At 50.0% G+C, this 19,707-nt stretch carries 11 protein-coding genes and 4 pseudogenes; 8 read left to right on the forward strand and 7 right to left on the reverse strand.

All coding sequences use genetic code 11. The features are described 5' to 3' along the window. The first annotated feature begins 147 nt into the window (after positions 1 to 147). The gene (gene fumC / locus NI40_RS09825) at positions 148 to 1,542 is read left to right on the forward strand and encodes a class II fumarate hydratase (RefSeq protein WP_039262308.1); all 1,395 of its coding nucleotides are present in this window, start codon (positions 148 to 150) and stop codon (positions 1,540 to 1,542) included. Here fumC and tus read toward each other — a convergent pair whose 3' ends face one another. The 3 genes and pseudogenes from tus to NI40_RS22755 form a co-directional block, all read right to left on the reverse strand. Beyond that, positions 1,543 to 2,472 (reverse strand): DNA replication terminus site-binding protein, encoded by a 930-nt coding sequence (gene tus / locus NI40_RS09830; RefSeq protein ID WP_039262307.1) that lies wholly within the window; start codon positions 2,470 to 2,472, stop codon positions 1,543 to 1,545. It abuts the gene before it with no gap. Positions 2,473 to 2,545: 73 nt separating this feature from the next. Continuing rightward, positions 2,546 to 3,844 carry a two-component system sensor histidine kinase RstB gene (gene rstB, locus NI40_RS09835; RefSeq protein WP_039262306.1) on the reverse strand — a complete coding sequence of 433 codons (1,299 nt, stop codon included), beginning with the start codon at positions 3,842 to 3,844 and terminating at the stop codon, positions 2,546 to 2,548. Between the two features lie 29 nt (positions 3,845 to 3,873). Then, positions 3,874 to 4,287 (reverse strand): annotated as a pseudogene (locus NI40_RS22755) (tyrosine-type recombinase/integrase); the annotation flags it as partial. On the opposite strand from NI40_RS22755, the pseudogene NI40_RS09840 reads away from it, so the two are divergent. After that, positions 4,285 to 4,803, forward strand: a pseudogene (locus NI40_RS09840) (replication protein P); the annotation flags it as partial. The pseudogenes NI40_RS22755 and NI40_RS09840 sit on opposite strands and share 3 nt — an antisense overlap. A gap of 665 nt (positions 4,804 to 5,468) precedes the next feature. Here NI40_RS09840 and lpxP read toward each other — a convergent pair. Together lpxP and NI40_RS24475 are read right to left on the reverse strand one after the other, a co-directional pair. Then, positions 5,469 to 6,377 carry a kdo(2)-lipid IV(A) palmitoleoyltransferase gene (lpxP, locus tag NI40_RS09850; protein ID WP_039262348.1) on the reverse strand — a complete coding sequence of 303 codons (909 nt, stop codon included), beginning with the start codon at positions 6,375 to 6,377 and terminating at the stop codon, positions 5,469 to 5,471. Between the two features lie 537 nt (positions 6,378 to 6,914). Next, positions 6,915 to 7,091, reverse strand: a complete 177-nt coding sequence (locus NI40_RS24475; RefSeq protein ID WP_217498535.1) for a YnfU family zinc-binding protein — start codon at positions 7,089 to 7,091, stop codon at positions 6,915 to 6,917. 152 nt (positions 7,092 to 7,243) lie between these two features. Here NI40_RS24475 and NI40_RS09855 point away from each other — a divergent pair, with 152 nt between their 5' ends. Then, on the forward strand, positions 7,244 to 7,477 hold the full coding sequence (locus NI40_RS09855; RefSeq protein ID WP_039262743.1) for a hypothetical protein: 234 nt from the start codon (positions 7,244 to 7,246) through the stop codon (positions 7,475 to 7,477). Between the two features lie 17 nt (positions 7,478 to 7,494). On the opposite strand, the gene NI40_RS09860 is transcribed toward NI40_RS09855, so the two are convergent. Continuing rightward, complete coding sequence (locus NI40_RS09860) at positions 7,495 to 16,077, reverse strand: GH36-type glycosyl hydrolase domain-containing protein (protein WP_039262742.1); 8,583 nt, start codon at positions 16,075 to 16,077, stop codon at positions 7,495 to 7,497. Between the two features lie 138 nt (positions 16,078 to 16,215). Then, positions 16,216 to 16,380 carry a YnfU family zinc-binding protein gene (locus NI40_RS24195; protein ID WP_218055124.1) on the reverse strand — a complete coding sequence of 55 codons (165 nt, stop codon included), beginning with the start codon at positions 16,378 to 16,380 and terminating at the stop codon, positions 16,216 to 16,218. Between the two features lie 350 nt (positions 16,381 to 16,730). Between NI40_RS24195 and NI40_RS09865 the strand changes: the two genes are divergently transcribed. From NI40_RS09865 to NI40_RS09885, 5 genes and pseudogenes are all read left to right on the forward strand, one after another. Then, a complete protein-coding gene (locus NI40_RS09865; RefSeq protein ID WP_039262741.1) occupies positions 16,731 to 16,955 on the forward strand; it encodes a DinI family protein in 225 nt (74 codons plus the stop codon). Positions 16,956 to 17,017: 62 nt separating this feature from the next. Next, positions 17,018 to 17,275, forward strand: a pseudogene (locus NI40_RS22765) (glycoside hydrolase family protein); the annotation flags it as partial. After that, on the forward strand, positions 17,272 to 17,790 hold the full coding sequence (locus NI40_RS09870; RefSeq protein ID WP_039262740.1) for a hypothetical protein: 519 nt from the start codon (positions 17,272 to 17,274) through the stop codon (positions 17,788 to 17,790). The pseudogene NI40_RS22765 and the gene NI40_RS09870, both read left to right, overlap by 4 nt. Before the next feature lie 388 nt (positions 17,791 to 18,178). Further along, positions 18,179 to 18,592: an Ivy family c-type lysozyme inhibitor gene (locus tag NI40_RS09875; RefSeq protein ID WP_045143001.1), complete on the forward strand. Its 414-nt coding sequence runs from the start codon at positions 18,179 to 18,181 to the stop codon at positions 18,590 to 18,592. A 451-nt stretch (positions 18,593 to 19,043) separates the two neighbouring features. Continuing rightward, positions 19,044 to 19,706: pseudogene (locus NI40_RS09885) on the forward strand (terminase small subunit); the annotation flags it as partial. Position 19,707 lies beyond the last annotated feature (1 nt).

Raw genomic sequence — 19,707 nt, forward strand, 5'->3', positions numbered from 1 at the left:
GGCCTATATTCTCGTAGGTCGGGTAAGGCGAAGCCGCAACCCGACACTAAAAAGAGCGCACAAAGCGCCATATCGTTTCTCAGAAGTCATCAATACTTATCCCTTAAGCATGTGAGCAATCCCTCTTTTGTTATCAAGGAGAAAGTAATGACCACGGTACGCCATGAGAAAGATTCGATGGGCGCCATCGACGTCCCGGCCGATAAGCTATGGGGCGCGCAAACCCAGCGTTCGCTGGAGCACTTCCGTATTTCGACCGAAAAAATGCCCGTCTCGCTGATTCAGGCGCTGGCGCTCACCAAACGCGCCGCCGCGAAAGTGAACCAGGATTTAGGCCTGCTGACGGCAGACAAAGCGACCGCCATCATCAACGCCGCCGACGAAGTGCTGGCGGGCAAGCATCCCGATGAATTCCCCCTCGCCATCTGGCAGACCGGTTCCGGCACCCAGAGCAACATGAACATGAACGAAGTGCTGGCGAACCGGGCCAGCGAACTGCTGGGCGGCGTGCGCGGCATGGAGCGTAAGGTCCATCCGAACGATGACGTCAACAAAAGCCAGAGTTCCAACGACGTCTTCCCGACGGCGATGCACGTGGCGGCGGTAATTGCTATCCGCGAGCAGCTTATCCCGCAGCTTAACGTCCTGAAAGCCACGCTCAACGAGAAAGCGCAGGCCTTCCGCGACATCGTCAAAATTGGCCGTACGCACCTGCAGGACGCCACGCCGCTGACGCTCGGCCAGGAGATTTCCGGCTGGGTGGCGATGCTGGAACATAACCTGAAGCATATTGAGTACAGCCTGCCGCACCTGGCGGGGCTGGCGCTCGGCGGGACGGCGGTCGGGACCGGGTTAAACACCCATCCAGAATACGCGGTGCGCGTGGCGGAGGAGCTGGCAAACATCACCGGGCAGCCGTTCGTCACGGCGCCCAACAAGTTCGAAGCGCTGGCGACCTGCGATGCGCTGGTCCACACCCACGGCGCGCTGAAAGGGCTGGCGGCCTCGCTGATGAAAATCGCCAACGACGTGCGCTGGCTGGCCTCGGGTCCGCGCTGCGGTATCGGTGAAATCAGTATTCCGGAAAACGAGCCGGGTAGCTCCATCATGCCGGGTAAAGTCAACCCGACCCAGTGCGAAGCCATGACCATGCTCTGCTGTCAGGTGTTGGGCAACGACGTGGCCGTCAACCTGGGCGGTGCGTCCGGCAACTTCGAGCTGAACGTCTATCGCCCGATGGTGATCCACAACGTGCTGCAATCTGTTCGTCTGCTGGCGGACGGGATGGAGAGCTTTAACGAACACTGTGCGGTAGGGATTGAGCCCAACCGCGAACGTATCAGCCAGTTGCTCAATGAATCCCTGATGCTGGTGACCGCACTCAATACCCATATCGGCTATGACAAAGCCGCGGAGATCGCTAAAAAAGCGCATAAAGAGGGGCTGACGCTGAAAGCCTCCGCCCTGGCGCTGGGCTATCTCACGGAGGCGGAGTTCGACGCCTGGGTTCGTCCGGAAGCGATGGTCGGTAGCATGAAATAGTCATCCCGCCACGTACAGGTGCAGCCGCGGAATAATTAGCTGCAGCGGCTGCGCCTGAGGTCGGTAACGGTGCTGGACATTTTCAGCATCGTAATTCAGCAACTCACCAATATCCGGCACGATAGCCCCCCGATCGGCATCATAAAGCGCAATCAGCGGCGTAGGGCAGGCATACTGAACCTGTTTTTGCTGGCCGGAATACCAGACGCGGGCGATAGGCTGCACCTTCACCGGGCGCTTTATCTTGAGGCGCGTGTCCGCCGGCAGCGAGGCGATGCTGTGGTACTCCTGCTCCAGGCGCTCAATCCACTGCTCGCGCGACCACGGCGCGACGGTACGCGGCGTCTTCAGGCTTTTTTCCAGCTGCGCCAGAATCTCATCCCGGGTGAAGTTTTTAATGATGTGCTTATTCGCCCAGCCGAAGCGCAGCGTGGCGGGATGACGCAGTACCGTCAGCGTGCGATAGGCGTTCAGGGTAATCAGCCCCGGAAGCTGGCGGTGCACCCATTCAAACCGGGCGGCAGGGGCGAGGCCGGACTCTTCGGTAACGATCTTTTCAAAGGCCGCTTTCAGGGTGTTGATGTGGGTAATCTGGCTTTCCAGCGCGTCGCGCGTTGTCGCATCGGTTTGCAGGCAGATCACGCCAGGCAGACGCACGGCGGCCTTACTGCTGCGGTTTTCTGACTGCTGCTGGATAAACAGGCGGCGATAGTGCTTCAGCGTCAGCTCAAGGGCGGCGCTGCCGATGTGCTGTTCAACCGCGATGGTGTCCAGCGGGTCGTGCTCGGCCCCTTTGGCAACCTCGGGCAGGGTAAAGACGCGCGCGGCCAGCAGACGGCAGCTCTGCAAACGTTCTGTCAGGGTCAGGAGCTCGTGTTCTATTGCCCGAAACGTGCTGTTCAGCCGTTCGAGGAGATCGTAGGTCGCCATAAGCACTCTCGTTAGTTACAACATACTTATCATATAGCACAGCACGCCGGGTCAGGCCAGCGTGCGGTTGAAGTCAGGCAGGGACGGGAAGGGCGATGTTATGGTATACCGGCCAGCTAAAGCAGAAGCGCGCGCCGCCGAGCTCGCTCTCTTCGCAATGCACCGTGCCGCCCATCGCCTGCGCGATAGAGTAGACAATCGCCAGCCCCAGGCCGCATCCGCCAGTGGCGCGATCGCGGCTGGGGTCGAGGCGGACAAACGGTTCAAACACGGTTTCTCGCTCTTCCGGGGCAATCCCCGGACCGTCATCCTCCACCGTCAGGCTGGCCTGATTGCCCTGCAAATCCAGCCCAATCTGTAGCGTGCTTTCGCTGTAGCGCATGGCGTTGTTCATCAGATTGTCCAGCACGCGCTCCATCAGGCGCATATCGAGCGCGCCGTAATCACCCGGCGTGACGCGCGTTAACAGCGTGCGCTGCGGGTTTACGCTCTGAACGTCATCGATGTGGGTTTGCAGCCAGGCAGGCAGGTCCGGCGTGCTGAGGTTCAGTTCGTTTTGCGGACGATCGAGTCGCGCGTAGGTCAGCAGCTCCTCGATCAGCGCCTCAAGCTGGCCGATATCGCGGTTAAGCGCCTGAGACTCCGCTTCCGTCAGATTCTCGCTCATCTCCAGACGATAGCGCAGGCGAACCAGCGGCGTGCGCAGCTCGTGCGCAATCCCGTCGATCAGCTGCTTTTTACTGGCGATCAGGGCATTGATGTTATCGGCCATCTGGTTAAAGGCCACGCCCAGACGTTCAAAGCTGGAACCGCTGTCGAAGTGAATGCGTTCGGTAAAATGCCCTTCGCCAAAACGCTGCGCGGCGGATTCCAGCTTCAGCATGTCCTGCCAGTGCGGGCGCATCCAGATAAAGACCGGAAACGCGAGCGAAATGGCGATAAAGGCCATCAGCGCCATGTCCAGCAGACGCATCTGGTGCAGATAATAGAGATAGGGCACCGGCCCGACGGCCAGTACGTAATGGCTGCGCGGAATACGCTGGATAAAGGTGTATTTCTCGTCCAGCGCGACGATGTCCCCGTCGCGCAGACGCTGCATGGCGGGTGGGTCCAGCTCAAAATCTTTTAACGGCTCGATGCGTAAATCGAATGACAGGTTCAGATCCAGCTCTTTGAGGGTTTTCGCCCAGTCGTGCGGCGGGATCTCTCTCAGCTCGCTGCGCATCAGATAGAGCGAGCTTTTCATCAGATCGTCCAGCGACTGCCTGCCCGCACGTTCGGCGGTGAATTTATAGACCAGCCCGACCAGCATGGTCATGACCAGGAAGCAGACAAACAGCAAAAGATAAAACTGCACAAACAGCTTTTTCATTAAATATCACCGGGAAATCAAGTAATTAACTACTTTGTTTTTACCTTCAGGGGCACTATAGGGGCATTTGCATATCCGCCAAAGCGCTGATTCAAAAATGATACCTGATCGCTATCGAGAGCATTTATCCACGCAGAGTATACATGGAAGACCATCTCTGCATTCTCATGACCCATCTGATTCGCTATAAAAGCAGGATTAGCACCTGCCGACAACATCCAGCATGCGTATGTATGACGCAGCTGATAGGGGCGTCTGCGGCGAATTCCCGATCGTCTTACCGTAATATCCCATAATGACACAATTGAACTGACTGAATAGTACGCAGCTTGCTTGCCTTTCTGAGGTCGAGGCATAAACACAAAGTGCAGTTTCTGCGTTTCCGTTTTACCGAACTCCCGGTGGTGAAAAGTGATTGGTACCTTAGGGGCACTCCCGGTAATCGCAGCCAGGAAGACGTGAACGAGATTCGCCGTCAGTGGGTGCTGGCGTTCAAAGAAAACGGGATAACCACCATGGAGCAGGTTGATGCCGGCATGCGCATGGTTCGCCGCCAAGAGCGCCCGTTCCTGCCGTCGCCAGGCCAGTTCATCAAGTGGTGCAGGGAAGGGCGCAGCGTGCTGGGGATCACCACCGCTGACGTTATGGCTGAGTACTGGAAGTGGCGTAAGCTGGTGTTTCGTTACCCGAGCAGTGAGCAGTATCCCTGGCCTAAACCCATTTACTATCACATCTGCCTCGAGCTGCGGCGCCGGGGAACTGATGGTCAACTGTGCCACAAAGAACTCGAGCATGAAACCGGCGATATTCTGGATATGTGGGAAAAGCGGGTGCTGGCCGGGAAGCCAATCCCGCCTGTTCGGCGCGCGTTGGCCTCGCCAGTGGTTCAGAAGGGGCCAACGCCAGCGGAGCTTTTAAAGGCTAAATATGACCGGATGAAGGCTGGTGGGAGGGGGTAAGTGTGCCAGCAAAGATTCTGAAGACTCGTGCCGCACAACGAATGAGTTAAAGGCTTTATCTCCATCGAGTGTTATAACCGAGTAACAAGTCGCCTCCTCTGGCGACAAAGAGGTATCAAAATGAGATTAAGAATCACGAGATCAATCGGCCTCAGCAAATTCTCGCCACGTTGGGTTAAGACTATCTGTTTACGGCTAATTAAAAACGATATTGAGCGCTCCCTCAACGCTCTTCTGGCCACCATTGATGAAACTGAACTCTCTTCGGAGCAAGTCAAAGCATTGAGGGAATACGTTGACAGAATCAACCTGGCAAGGGGAAAGGGGATGCAAGCGTGAGCGCTACTGCTATGGAGCCGAAAGAGATTTTTTATACCACATGCTCATTGCTGAACACATAAAGCGTAGCTGAAGTGACTGATGCTGACTGAGTGATGTGCGGAGAAATAGTTGTCTAATAACTCAATCATATTAATCACTTTTCCCATGGTACCTTTTTTATCTTGAGGATTAGGCAGTACGAAATCCTAGCTTTGGCCGCTCTATTGGATCCTACACCTCTGAATTGCTAAGGTCGGAATATGAACGGATGAAAGCTAGCATGAGGTGCGAGTGGTGTTGAGAAAGGTCCACTGGACAATCATTTGAATAATTCTGTGAAAAACTCATTTGTATAAAGAGTCTTCTCCTTCTGGGCGCGTTTTGAACCTTCGATGCATCCACAGGTATTGCTCAGGGGCGCGGAGGATTTCACGCTCGATGATTTTATTCATATAAGCAGCTGCAGCGATATTATCGTCCTCTGGATATCCTAACAATGGATTACTGATATACATATGATAACCTTTTTTATCGCTCCGTCGAATCATGCTAAGTGTGATCAAATTTGCTCCAGCGAGTTTTGAAAGTGCGTACGTTCCGTTCGTTGTGGCTGCTTTTTTTACCGAGAAAAAGGGTGCGAAAACGCTCCCCTTAGGCCCGTAATCCTGATCTGGTGCAAACCACACAGCTTCACCAGCCTTGAGTGCATGAACTAATCGAGATAGATTACGTCGATCAATCATAGCTTTATTTGAACGCATACGTCCTTTTGTCTGAACCCATTCCATCAATGGATTGTTGTGCGGCCGATACGTTGCCATCATTGGATGGCATAACCCCATTACTCTTCCGCATAGTTCAAGGGACATGAAATGAATCCCGACAACCATTACCCCTCCGGTTGCGTTAGCCAAGTTTTCAATCCCTTCTACGTCAAACCACTTTTTGACTCTCGCATCGCTCCAGAACCAGGCCATGCCAGTTTCCATCAGTCCCAGCCCGAGAGAAACAAAGTTATTATTTATCATGTGGCTTCGGGCAATCGGAGTCATATCGGGAAAACAGAGTTCAATATTCCTAACCGCTATACTTTCTCTACGTTTTAAAAAGGGCCGGGAGATTGTTCCAAGACAGGAACCAAGAGTATGTAAAACCGGATAAGGAAGTTGGACTATAACCCACAGAAGTGCCAAGCCTGCCCAGGAAAACCAGTAGCGGGGATGAAGTAATTTGTATGTAAAGAGTTGTGACATAAATTTCCCTAAGCTAATGAAGGTTGTAATGCACATGGATAATTTGAAGAGTTTGTTTTTCAGCGGAACGTTTCATTTAGATAATTGAATTTTTTCTGAATTCAGGGGGGCAGATTGCGTGTGGGAGTGGATGCCAACTAAATGGTTTAGTGAGGCGAAAAATTCTTTTTCTATAAGACTCAGTGGGTTATTAATGATATTCGAGGAATTGCCTTCTGGATTCATCCTCCCCAACATACTCAAAAGATAGAAGACGAATTTGGATTAAGTTATAAAACCAATTGCAATCATCTCGTTGAATAACTTCGCCTGGCTTGAAACATATCCCTGATGCTTCCCGTACAATTGCATATTTACCATTGCTAAATTTCACTCTGTGGATATAGAAATGTTGACCGATCTGTCCATGACAGCTGTTCGAAAGTATATCTCCTTCAATAAAAACAGATTTTTTATCTTTCATCATAATGCCCTCTACCACTAAACTATAAAAGGAATGTTGGCATTTACAGATATCAGTTAAGTTGCAGGAACTGTTCAACCGCCGATGCACCAGCATTCTGATGGCCTGAACAACAGTCCGCAGGCAGGACATTCCAGAATAGCATTTTTTCTTAGTTTACCTGCTTTCTGATTGGCTCTGTATGCGCATACCGGGCAAGCAACATGGACCGGTCTTTCTTTAAAATGTCTAAGTCCTTCTGTAAATGACATAAAATAACCTCTGAAAAATATAATATTTATTATACGCTTTAAAATATAAATTGTCGGGTTAAGTTATGAATATTTATTGCTGAATAAAATATGAACTTTTAGAAAACAACTGTTTGATTTATGTTACAATATCCTTCCACGAGAAATTTATGATGAAATCAGAAGACACTCTTGACTGGTACCCAGCGCAGTTGCCACCAGTAAAAATTATTTTAGGTGAAGCAGTGCTTGCTGTGGGTAAACAGGGAAGGCCGATTAATACACGTACCTTGCTCGAGTACCTTCAAGTCATGCAAGGTAAGCAAAAAAGACGTGATGATAAAGTTGCTATGCAGACTGCGATTGAAGTGCTTAGAGACAATCAGCGCATTAACGGTAGACGTTAATGCGCTCTTAAGATCCCTTAGTTCTGAGTGATCTCTACTATGTGTCTTTGACCATCCTGCTTTAAAGGTATTCGGTCATCAGACAGTTCGATACCATCTAGTATGACCTGATACTCCCCGTTGCCACGTGTAATGGTAATCTCGTAATAACTTTCGTCATGTTGATATGTCAGAGAAAAAGACTCCCACTCTGCTGGTAACAGGGCATGTATGGTCAAGACATCACCGGAACGTTTTATGCCCATCAATTCTTCTGTAAGAAGACGATAGGCCCAACCCGCTGATCCGGTGTACCAACTCCAACCTGCACGTCCAGTATGTGGCGCGATGCTGTAAACATCTGCACTCATTACGTATGGTTCTGCTCTGTAAATCGCAACTTCTTCGTCAGTAGACGTGTGGTTTATTGGATTGATCAGTGACCAGAGTTGCCACGCACGCTCTGCATTTCCCATTCGGGCAAATGCCATCACGGCCCAGATAGCACCATGAGTATATTGCCCGCCATTTTCACGCACACCAGGCACATAACCCTGAATGTAACCGGGATTTGGTCCGTGTCCATCGAATGGAGGCGAAAGTAGCTTTATCAACCTGGATTCGGAGTTTACCAAATGCTTGTCCAGAGCTTGCATTGATTTACCGGCACGTCCACAGTCTGTCGCACCGGATAAAACGGACCAACTTTGAGCTATTGCATCAATCCGGCAATCTTGAGAACTTTTGGATCCTAAAGGCGTTCCATCGTCAAAATATCCACGCCGAAACCATTCCCCGTCCCAGGCTGTCGCATTCAGATTTTTTTGCAAGTGTTCCGCCTCCGTGCGACACAGCGATGCTACAAGCTTATCTTGCTGACGCTCAGCGAGTGTCGCGAAACGCTTTAAAATGTCGAACAGGAAGAACCCGAGCCAAACGCTTTCACCTTTTCCTTCGATGCCGACCCGGTTCATCCCATCGTTCCAGTCGCCAGCGCCCATTAGCGGCAGACCATGTTGTCCAAAACGAAGCCCATGCTTAATGGCTTTAACGCAGTGTTGCCATAGCGTCTCTTCGGTGTGGCTGATTAGTGGTGTATCGTAAACGGACTCTTCTCCAGGCTGGAGCTGACGTCCTTCCAGATAAGGAATCATCAGCTCTAGTATTCCGATATCCCCAGAAGTGTCGACGTAGTGACTGACGGCGAGCGGTAGCCAGAGAAAATCATCTGAACATCGCGTGCGTACGCCGCTACCGTGAGGTGGATGCCACCAGTGCTGCACATCGCCTTCAATAAACTGTCTTGACGCACATAGTAATATTTGGTCGCGTAGGCGTTCCGGTGCAGCGTGGGTCAGTGCTAATGTATCCTGGAGTTGATCGCGAAAACCAAATGCGCCACCCGATTGATAATAACCACTGCGCGCCATGAGACGACAGGCCATTGTCTGATATAGAAGCCAACCGTTAACTAGCTTATCAACTGAATGGTCTGGTGTATTGACCACTATCTTATCCAGCATGCGGTGCCAGTGACGATGGACATTGTCCAACTCCTGTCGAACGATATTTTCATCCAAATAATGATCGAGTATAGTCTGAGCCCGGGCGGAGTTTTCCTCGCTGCCGAGTACAAAAATGAAGGTCTTCTGATCACCGTCAATTAGGGTGGTAACAGACTGAACTGCACCGCATGGATCCAAACCAGCGCCCGTATTTCCCGATAAGCTGCGAAGCTTCATTGCGGCCGGTTTTTGCAAAGAGCCATTGCGGCCAATAAACTCTCGGCGATCACCTGTCAACGAACAATGAGGATCGTTGACAGCGAAAAATGCAATGCGTCCTTCGCCGTTAGCTCCGTAAAAGTTATTTGCTGTAACTCCACTACCACCCGGCACGACCACCGTATGTGTAACGATATGGGGAGCAGAACGCGAGCGTGATTCCCCAAGCGTCCACTCTACGTACCCTGTGACCGATAATTTGCGCGTGCGGCCCGAATTGTTACTAAGCGTCAGAAGTGCCAACTTAACAGGATCGTGTTCGCCAACCAGTATTGTCAACTCGCTATCTATACCACTATCGCGGTGCGCGAATACGCTGTAGCCAAAACCATGACGGGTTAAATAATCCCCGCGGCCACGTACAGGTAACGTCGTGGGTGACCATACCGTTCCGCTCTCTTCATCACGAATATAAAAAGCCTCACCGCTACGGTCGCTTACTGGATCGTTTTCCCAGGGAGTTAAACGATATTCATGAGCGTTCTCATACCAACTGTAAGCCTGTCCGGCTTCTGAAATAACGCTACCAAAACAGGAGTTTGCCAGCACATTTGACCAAGGGGCCGGTGTTGGAACATTTTCCTTCAGGATAATCTGATACTCCCGTCCATCCTCTGAAAACCCTCCATGCCCATTGAAGTTGAACAGATGTTCTATATGCGGCGTCCAGTCTTCCTGTCGATTGCTTCCCTCAGTGACAAAAGATACAAATGGCCTTTGCGGTTTAATTGGCGAGTGGAGCCGCTGATTAAGTTGCTCGTTTAGCCCGCCGGCGCGATCGTCAAGATACATACATGCAACGCTCATCAACAATTGCTTATCTTCAGAAGACAAATGCTCCCCGTTACGGACAAAAATGCCGCCCGGTTTATCCAGCAGGCTGGCTTCTGAACCGGCATAGATTAAATCCATAATCAGTGTTTGAAGGGCCTGCTGATAGCCACCTGCGCTGTTATTGAGGATAACAAGATCCACTTCAAGCCCTTTTAGTCGCCAGTAACGATGAGCCTGAATCAGTGTAGTGATAGAGGTCATACTCTCATCGCTGGTCACGCTATGCAGTACAATCGGTAAATCACCTGAAATGCCCCAGCCCCATAGTCCGGACTGACCGCGGCGGTTACGGCTTATGACTTGATCGTCGGCGCGTAGTTCGTGACAGGGATAGAGCACAGCACTAGCGAGTCGGTTAAACAGCGTTGCGTCATCTTCGCTGGCATTTATCTGCCTTAGCACTACCAGACTGTGCGACCAGGCAAGCTCAAAAACACGCTCAGCGATTGGGTAATCACGGTATTTTTCCAATAATGCCTTGCTTTGCTGACGGCTCTCACTGATGCCATAAACGATATCAATCGTTATCGGAATACCTGGCATGAGTCTCACAACTTGTCGGATCGCTAGGACAGGATCCAGCACGGCACCGGAAGTATTGCTGAGCGGCCCGTTAGCATAGATAGCAGCGGCATCAGCCTGACTTCTGCCCCTTCCAATAAACTTAGCTCGGTCTGTTTCAAACGAGGCTTCATTATGATCATTGCTATGCACCACCATCATGTGAAACAGAAATGGGCTCGGATCATCTGGAGAACGCGGTCGTCGATGGCAAAGAATAGCGTCCCGACTGTGGTCAATCTCAGTTTCGATGAACAAATTACTGAATGCCGGATGCGCTAGATCACTGGTTTCTGGAGCAATCACCACTTCAGCATACGTTGTTAGCTCGAGCGTTCGCGGTAGACGGCCATGGTGTACCAGGGTGACGCGCCGCAGCTCTATATCATCCTCCGGGGAAACTACAACCTGTGTCCTAACGCTAAGGGCTCCGAAGGTACGCCTGAATTCTGCGCCTGCGTCGGTGAAGATTATCTCATCGCTGCTGTTCGCATTTCCGCCCATGGGCTGCCAAGTATTGCTCCATACCTCATTCGTATGCGGATCACGGATATAACAGAACGATCCCCAGTTATCACGGGTTGTATCGCTGCGCCAGCGGGTAACTGAAATCGAATTCCAGCGAGTGTATCCTCCACCACCTGGCGTCAGCATCAAGTGGTAATGCCCATTTGAGAGCAGCTGTACTTCCGGAGTAGGGCTGTCTACATGACTGAAAACTCTCGGTTCATATCGCACCGGTTTAACCCTTCCTTCATGGGATTCAAAATGACGGCGAGGGCTGTAAAGATCGACTGCATCCGGGACGCGTTCCTGCAATAGAAGATTCGCCGACATAAAGGTGGGGCTTGCCATAAATCGCTCGTTCATTGGGGCATCAAGCAGGATATGCGCTAGCGCCTGGAATCCCATCCCTTGGTGGTGTGCCATCCAGGACTGTACAACCGCGTACAGTTGCCCGGTAGCAAGCCGTGATGGCGTGTAGTCCAGCGCTTCATAAAACCCGTATTCGCCATGCGCACCGCTCTGCTCCAGTCTAAGTAAGTTTTCGCAGGCCTTCTGGGGGTAAACGAGCAGAGCCAGTAGTGTTGCATACGGCGCGACTACCATATCGTCCGCAAGTCCTCGGCGAAGACCGAGTCCAGGTACCCCAAATGCCTGATACTGATAATTACGCTGGACATCAAATGCATGATAGCCGGACTCAGAAACGCCCCATGGTACGCCACGTTCCTTGCCCCAGTTAATCTGACGTGTCACCGCGGATTTGCCCATTTCATCAAGCAAACTGCCACGCCAGTTTGGCATCACTAGATTCGGCATCAGGTATTCAAACATCGAGCCGCTCCATGACATTAACGAGGTTTCATTGTCGATATTGGTGAACAACCTTCCCAACGCATACCAGCTTTTCATCGGAAGCTGATTTGTCGCGATAGCGAGATAACTTGTCAGCCTGATTTCAGAGGGCAGAAGGTCATAGTGGCTTTTATCGGCGGTATTTGTGTCGCAGTTATATCCGACACTGAGCAGGCTGGTAGCTTCGCTGTAGAGAAAGGCAAAATCCATTCGCGCATGGTCATTTAACCTCTTTTCAAGTTCGCTAATGATATCCAGCCGCAAACGGGCGTGAGTAATAACTGATGCAGGAGGCGTTCCTTCTCCGGTATCGGTACTCTGCGCCAACCAGCTTAGTGTTGGCAATGTCTCGCTTGGGTATGTAGGGGGTAACCACGCGAGCAGATGTGACCATTCGTGGCATAATTCAACCAACTGATGCTCCAGATGCTCGGCCCAGCGCACCACAAGATCACCTTCCTGCTGACTCGCAGCGGTAAGATGTTTGCACTGAGTACGCATTTTTTTAAGTTCGCTGTAAAGAGCTCCCGAAGGAAGTTCCACTGAGCTGAAACACTGCTTTTGAAGCTCTTTAAGTGTATCCGGTGCCCCCGGCCCCCAGTGTTTTTCAAGAAGTAATAATGTATCGTTTAACCCTGCAAGTATTCTTTCGCCATTCAAAATCGGCTGGTTTCGCATGGCTAGTAACCCTTCACGCAGAGTCAATAGATGTCCAGCCATATTACCGCTATCCACGCTTGATACGTAACGCGGACTGAGCGGCGCAAGTGTTCGAGTGTCATACCAGTTATATAAATGACCACGAAAATGTTCCATATTATCAAGAGAGTCGAGCGTGAGCGTTATGCGTTGTAAGACGCTGCCGCCTGGCAAATAGCCAAAATCCCAGGCAGTAAGGTTAGCCAGTAGTGATAACCCAATGTTGGTAGGGGATGTACGGTGCGCGATCGTCGGCTGCGGTATTTCCTGATAATTATCGGGGGGGAGCCAATTTTCTTTCGCTGTGGCGAAGGTCTCAAAAAAAGACCATATTTCTCGGCTTGTCTGTCTCAGCAGAAGTTTCTGCTTATGATCTGGCAAAAAGGGCTTACGCGCGGGTTGGCGGCTCAGCCAAGCCATAATAATGGGAGCTATGCACCACCCGACGCTAATGTGCAATGCGATGAACAGCATCAGCGGATCAAACACCAATGCTAGTGATGTGAGACTCAGACCGCAGGCAACATTCAGCCACATTTCCCGATAAAAACCTAAAACCGAGATACTGGATTGGTAGTTATCTGGGTTATAGCTTACCCATTGGTTGAGGTTACGCTGGCTTACACCAAGTCGCCAAAGCGTAACTCCAATAGCGTATAATGAGTAACCGGCCTCGTGGGGTAGTATCATAATCGTGAGACCGATACGTGAAATGCGCTTCAAGGCTCCAGCTGAGACCAGTTGCAGATGTTGTTTAAGGGGACGGCGGTGCGGTTTATGACCGAGATCCCATGCTATGCTAAGCGCCGCAGGAAGAAACCATATTAGCGTAAGCACGCTAAACCAGTATAAAGGGTTGGGGAGCCAGAGCAGCGTGCTCAATACAAGCAGCATGATCGACGGCGCTACCAGGCTGCGTCGGAGATTATCCAATAATTTCCAACGAGAAAGGATGGACAATGGATTTTTTTCCCTGCTTCCGTCAGCTTTTCTGACCCGAACCCTTAACCAATTGAGCAGTTGCCAATCTCCGCGGATCCAGCGCGTACGACGTGCGACGTCTGAGATATAATTAGTTGGATATTGTTCGTAAAGTAAAACGTCGCTCAGCAGACCAGAGCGGGCGTAACATCCTTCGAGCAGGTCGTGACTGAGTACAAGATTTTCCGGACAGACGTTGGCAGTGGACTGGACAAAAATATCTACATCATAGATACCTTTGCCTACGAACGATCCCTCGCCAAAAAGATCCTGATATATATCTGAAGACATCATCGAATAGGGATTATTACCCGGGACGCTGCTGCGCATGGCGGCGTAGTGCCCCTGACCGTAAAGAGGCATTTCCTCTGCTAAGCCTGGCTGTAAAATTCCGTACCCTTTAACGACTCGTTGGAACGTTGGATCATATTCTGGTTTATTCAGCGGATGCGCCATTGTGGCCACCAGTTTATGGGCGGTATCGCGAGGAAGGAGCGTATCACTGTCAAGAGTGATGACGTATTTAATCCGTCCGGGCAAAGCCTGCGAGGGAAAGCCTGCAACGCTCGAAAACTGGGTTCCCGGTTGGCGTAACCAGCTGTTAAGAAGAGCTAGTTTGCCCCGCTTGCGTTCATATCCCATCCAGATTCTCTGCGAATCGTTCCACACCGGCCGGCGGTGCAGTAGATAAAATCGAGATCGGCCGCTAGGGTTGCGCCGATTAAGTCTCTGCGTCTCAGCAATCGCTTGCCTTAAAAGGACAGTGTTTTCCTCGGTATCCTCAGTTGATGAATCCGGAAAATCGGTAAGAAGTGCAAAGTAGAGATTTTCATCCTGATTGCCAAGGCTGCAGACTTCCAGGCGAGAGAGAAGTTTGCTGAGGCTTTCATAGCTTGTCAGCATGCAAGGGATCGCAACCATTGTGGCATATTCAACTGGTATCCCACTTGAAAAGTCCATCCGCGGCAGAGGTCTGGGAATACGAAAGCGTGTCGTTGCTTCGCTAAGCATATCGCTGGCGAGTTGACTAATGGCAACAATAAGGGGGAGTGCTAGGGTGATGAGCAGCCAGAATATACCCTGTAGTGCAGTTTCATACAATATGGTAGCCGTAGCGGCCGTGGTCAAGAGACTCAGGCTACCAAGCCATGACAGAAGGGGCGATTTATTCATACTCTGCCGTAGCCATTTCAATAGAGACCTTTCAACTGACAAAAGTTGTTCGAGTTGTGGCCTTCCACCCCCAAGCAGAAAATAACCGATATGCCGGTGCTCAGGATCTAGACTCGGTTCGCAAGACATTGCCAACACGCGGTTTGCAACTTCCGGTTCACTCAAGCTCGCATCCCTGGCAAGCGTTTCAATCACATGGCGATAATGATCTCGGGTGTCGAAGTGCATGCGAGGATATATACCAGCTGGGTCAAGGCGTAAAGTTTGCTCGACTACGCTGATGGTCTCTGCAAAATCAGACCAGTTCGTTTCACTCAGCAGACGTAAACCCGAAATACTGTTACTGACGGAAAGCTGGCTGGCGGCAAGCTGCTGATTGAAGCGATGAATCAGGATCTCAGTTGTAACACCTTGCTCTGCAAGACGTTGTTCAATCCAATTCAGAGGGAGTGCAAGAGCATTGCCATGTCCCTGCAGACGACGAACCATTTCAGCAACAAAGGCACTGCTCAGTGGAGGATGATTACGCGCCATATCGGCAACAATCAAAATTAGGTCGGCGGGAGCATTCTCTGCACAATCAAAAATTCGCGTTATCCACATATCTGCAAGATTTCGCTCCTGCTGGGCCTGGGTCACTTCGTTGCTCACACGACGCAGGTTTTCTATCAGCGCTAGACGCAGCATTCCTGGCAAAGCCCATATCTCCCCCAACGTCAGAGGTGTCACCTCTTGATAGGCGGAAATATAACTGGTAAGGCTGCTGGTGTCCCAGCGTCCGTCGCCATGCGCTATGGCCTCTGAGGCTAAGTCATAAATTCTGGGACATCTATGTGGATAGGCTAGTACCGGAAGACCCTTACCAAAGCTTTTCGGTAAGTGCTGGCGTACCATGCGAATCTGCTCTTCAATCAGGTAATAGTTGTCCAGCAGCCACTCACCTGCGGGCATGATACTCGTTTTTTTTCCTGCATTGAGTAGATAGCAACATCGCGTAATTATCGTTTCATTGTCAGTTAGTCGTTTAAGAAGGTAGTACGGGAGTATTTCCGGAGACAATTTGTGCGTACGAGCCAGTTTTCTTCCAAAGCGTTCCAACTGAGGGGTAGAAAACAGTTCCGAACGTAAATAGTTTTCTCCTCCCGAATCGTTGGCTGGGGCTGATATGTTTGCGCTGCCTTCGGGCAGAATACGAGAACGCTTAAACCACGCAATAGGTTTCATTTTCATTGGGTTGCTCTTTTGCTACGTTAACGCGCAGGAGCAGATGCGAAATCAGTTCAGAAACGTTCTCTCAGGATGGGCGTAAGGCATCGGGGATTTGACAACTGCTGATATTTTATTAAGTGTAGAACATCGGCTGTGAAGCTAGCGCGGAGAGATAAAAAGTGCTTTACACCCCGGACAAAGCATGGGGCTTTTTAGACGCAGTTTAGAGGAAGACTGAGTGGATTTTAATCCGCAAAAAGGGCAGGTGACGGTGGTGGTTAATACACTTCTAAACAGTTTCATTGCGTAATCGATAACAGACATGATTATTAGCCTCTCAATGAATGTATTTCACTTTATCACATTTGGCTAAAATTAAACCAATTTAATAATCACCCATTTTTTAACATAAGTGAGGTTTTTTTTCTCTTTTCTAACTCATCGCTTTCATGTCCGTTTTTGAAGCGAATGAATTCCAACCTTTTAAAATCCTTATGCTATTTTGCAACGCAAGATGAGTTTTATCTAGGTTACCGCCTGGATTGAACACTTGATTTTTTCTACAAGAAAAATCGGTTGATTCACATTCGATGTTCTGAAAGCGTTGCAAAATCCGTAAGATAAGTTTATAAATATGCTGTATATACATACAGTAATTCATTGTGGAGGGAAAAATGACAATCGAGTTAACCATTGATCGCATGAAGAAACTTCCTGATGGAGCTATACCTGCGCTAGAGTCAGAACTTGTCAAAAAACTCAGTAAACAGTTTGATGATTGCCAGCTTACGATTAAGCGTGCCGGCAATGATGGGTTGACTGTTTTCGGAGGCGACAAGAAGGAGGTCGAACATATCCTGCAGGAGACCTGGAAAAGCGCGGACGAGTGGTTTTATTAATCGCGTGAATTTCACTGGAGCAGTTTCAAAGAGTATCGCTGTTTGCGTTCCCCTGGCTGTTCCCGATTACCGAACCTCAGAAAGCTGGGATCGCATCTTTCTGTCCGTACAACATCGGGCCGGGTAAGTGCTTCCCGTCCACGTTCTATAAGCGCATTAATGCCGGTGACCGCCGCGGGGCATGCGAGGCAATCCGCTGGTGGATTAAAGACGGTGGTCGCGATTGCAGCATGACTAAAGGTCAGAAGAACGGCTGCTACGGTCAGGTAGAACGGCGAGACCAGGAAAGTGCGCTGGCGTGCTGGGGGATAGACCAGTGAAAATTAATCCGGGTATTATCGGCGTTGTCATTATTGCTGGCCTTTCGGTCGCCCTCGTTAAGAGCTGCTTGGAGGCCAGTAATCTTCAAAGTGAAAACGACGTTCTGCGAAGTGACAATTCTCTGCAGGGGCAGGTTATCGCTACCCAGGCATTCAACTTCAATCGATTCAATCAGGTTGCAGAACATGCCAATAGGCTCAACTCCCTGATTGACACCAGCACCGAAGAAACCGTAATCGAATACCGGGAGATTCTCCGCCGTGAAAAAACCTGTGATCTGCCTGTTCCTGCTGACATTGCTGGTGGGCTGCTCAAATACGCGCACCGTTTACGTGCCAGCGCCATGCACACCGATTCCAATGGACCTGACACAGCCGATGATCGTGCCGTTGCCACCAACTCCATGACGTACTGCCAGGCAGTATTGTGGATTAAGCCGCTACTGGCTGTAATTGAAAAGGGCAACAATAATTTCGCTGGCATAAGGCAGATCGAGTTGGAAAGAAAGAATTAGGGATGGCTCGTCCTTGAGCACACGGGTATTCCTGAACGACGGCTTTACCTGACATAGCAAAGCACTATTAAATTGTAGAAAAGACTCAATATTTAACAAGCGAAGCGCAGCATTGTAAAAAAATGCCCTCACAAGGAGGGCTACCAGAGTCTCAGTTTCACTTGCTCTTTTTATGGATGTTTCCCTGGAGTTGGCAAACTCCTCATCAGAGTCTTGAATAGTCTGGCAAGCAGTCCGTAATCAACAAGCATAAGCGGTAGCTATTAGGATGATTCTGAGTTAATCACTTGGGATAGGCAGTAATATGGAATCCTCTAGCTAACTGTAGGGCTGACATAGTAGCCGATAAGGTATAGTGTTGAGATGTCTTTATGGAATGAGGATTAATATGAAAGGTAAAGTGTTTATCGCTGCTATGGCTTTTGTATCTTTCAGTGCTCTTGCCGACGTGGGGCAGTATCTTTCTGATTTCGCCAGTGCAAAAAGCACGTCTAAAAGCTACTCCCAGCTGATTAGTAAAAACAAACTTCCTGCATGGGTAAAAAGTGGTGGCACGAGCACGCCATCAACCGAAGTAACAGTTGCGGGCAAAAAGTATATTGCACTGTCAGGGTGTAAACCACACAGTTGTCCAGAACAGAATATTGCTGTTCTCTACTCACCTGATAGCGGTGATATTCATGGTGTGTTTTCTGATTTCAATGCAGAAAAGAATCGTGAGACATTGACCTGGTTAAACGTGGATCCGATTGATTCTAATGCGATGAAAAATGCGCTTTTCAATCGACTGTACGGCAATTAAATAACCCAAGCTTCAAACTGTAATCCACCAGTTTGAAGCTTCAAAACACAAATCAATCGCCACTCAGTGTGTTGGTCGCTCACATCGCACCCTCGTTTCGCTTAACTTTAGCGATGAATTCCTCTGTGATTGATAGACCCGCTATGATTTCCGAATTTAAGACAGAAGCACCAAATTTGCTTACGAGGTCAAGAAGAGTTTCATATGTCTGGATGAGTTCCATTAGATCGGAAATCACTAATTGATCATGCTCAGTGCGCAAATGAGACCGGGCAGAGGCTTGATGCACTATCCACTCGAGATTGGCCTTGATTTTATGTACGTCATCGTAGTTATACATATTTCATAAACTTAAATCCTCATTTCAAGATTTCTTTGAGAAAAAGACTTCATTGCTTCAAATACTGAAGCTGTGAGTGACGTCTAAAGTTCATTCAGTTTAGAGGTAACAATGGCTAAGCCGGACTGGGGCGAGCTGCAGAAGCGGTTCCTGTCTGATCACGCTGCTACTGGCATATCCCCTAAGGAATGGTGCGAGGCGCATAATCTTAATTATGTAACTGCTCGCCGCTATATCAAGAAAACTGCTGCGCAAAATACAAAAATTTACCCGCGAAAGATAGTGCGCACTGCGCAGAAAGATAAAAGCGCAGAAGAGCTGGTGGACATAAAGCTAAGTGCGAAGGTAAAGCGCTTTATTGCTGAATATCTGAAGGACAATAACGCCACGGCCGCCGCTGCGCGTGCTGGTTATAGTGACCCAAACTACGGTCGTCAGCTCATAGCGAATCCTAACGTTGCGCAGGCCATTGCGCAGCAGCAGAAAGCCTCCATTGTGCGCACGCTTGGCAGTGCCGATGAGGTCTTGGCCCAGATGTGGCAGCTCGCCACCTTCGATGCAAACCAGCTTTCGCAGTATCGTCGCGGCGCGTGTCGTTACTGCTGGGGCTTCGGTCATCACTACCAGTGGCGCGATGCAGTTGAATTCGAAGAGAAAAGGCTCGAGGCTGTTGAGCGTGACAGACGTGAACCCGAAGATTCCGGTGGTTACGGCTACGACCACAACCGAGAACCAAATCCAGAATGCCCACGCTGCAATGGTGACGGCATTGGCC

Source organism: Enterobacter sp. E20 (assembly GCF_000801755.2).
Lineage (GTDB): Bacteria > Pseudomonadota > Gammaproteobacteria > Enterobacterales > Enterobacteriaceae > Enterobacter > Enterobacter asburiae_B.

Excerpts from the sequence above, each read along its gene's own strand:
- fumC (WP_039262308.1), top strand. The coding sequence starts at position 148 with ATGACCACGGTACGCCATGAGAAAGATTCGATGGGCGCCATCGACGTC.
- tus (WP_039262307.1), bottom strand. The coding sequence starts at position 2,472 with ATGGCGACCTACGATCTCCTCGAACGGCTGAACAGCACGTTTCGGGCA.
- rstB (WP_039262306.1), bottom strand. The coding sequence starts at position 3,844 with ATGAAAAAGCTGTTTGTGCAGTTTTATCTTTTGCTGTTTGTCTGCTTC.
- lpxP (WP_039262348.1), bottom strand. The coding sequence starts at position 6,377 with ATGTCACAACTCTTTACATACAAATTACTTCATCCCCGCTACTGGTTT.
- NI40_RS24475 (WP_217498535.1), bottom strand. The coding sequence starts at position 7,091 with ATGTCATTTACAGAAGGACTTAGACATTTTAAAGAAAGACCGGTCCAT.
- NI40_RS09855 (WP_039262743.1), top strand. The coding sequence starts at position 7,244 with ATGAAATCAGAAGACACTCTTGACTGGTACCCAGCGCAGTTGCCACCA.
- NI40_RS09860 (WP_039262742.1), bottom strand. The coding sequence starts at position 16,077 with ATGAAAATGAAACCTATTGCGTGGTTTAAGCGTTCTCGTATTCTGCCC.
- NI40_RS24195 (WP_218055124.1), bottom strand. The coding sequence starts at position 16,380 with ATGTCTGTTATCGATTACGCAATGAAACTGTTTAGAAGTGTATTAACC.
- NI40_RS09865 (WP_039262741.1), top strand. The coding sequence starts at position 16,731 with ATGACAATCGAGTTAACCATTGATCGCATGAAGAAACTTCCTGATGGA.
- NI40_RS09875 (WP_045143001.1), top strand. The coding sequence starts at position 18,179 with ATGAAAGGTAAAGTGTTTATCGCTGCTATGGCTTTTGTATCTTTCAGT.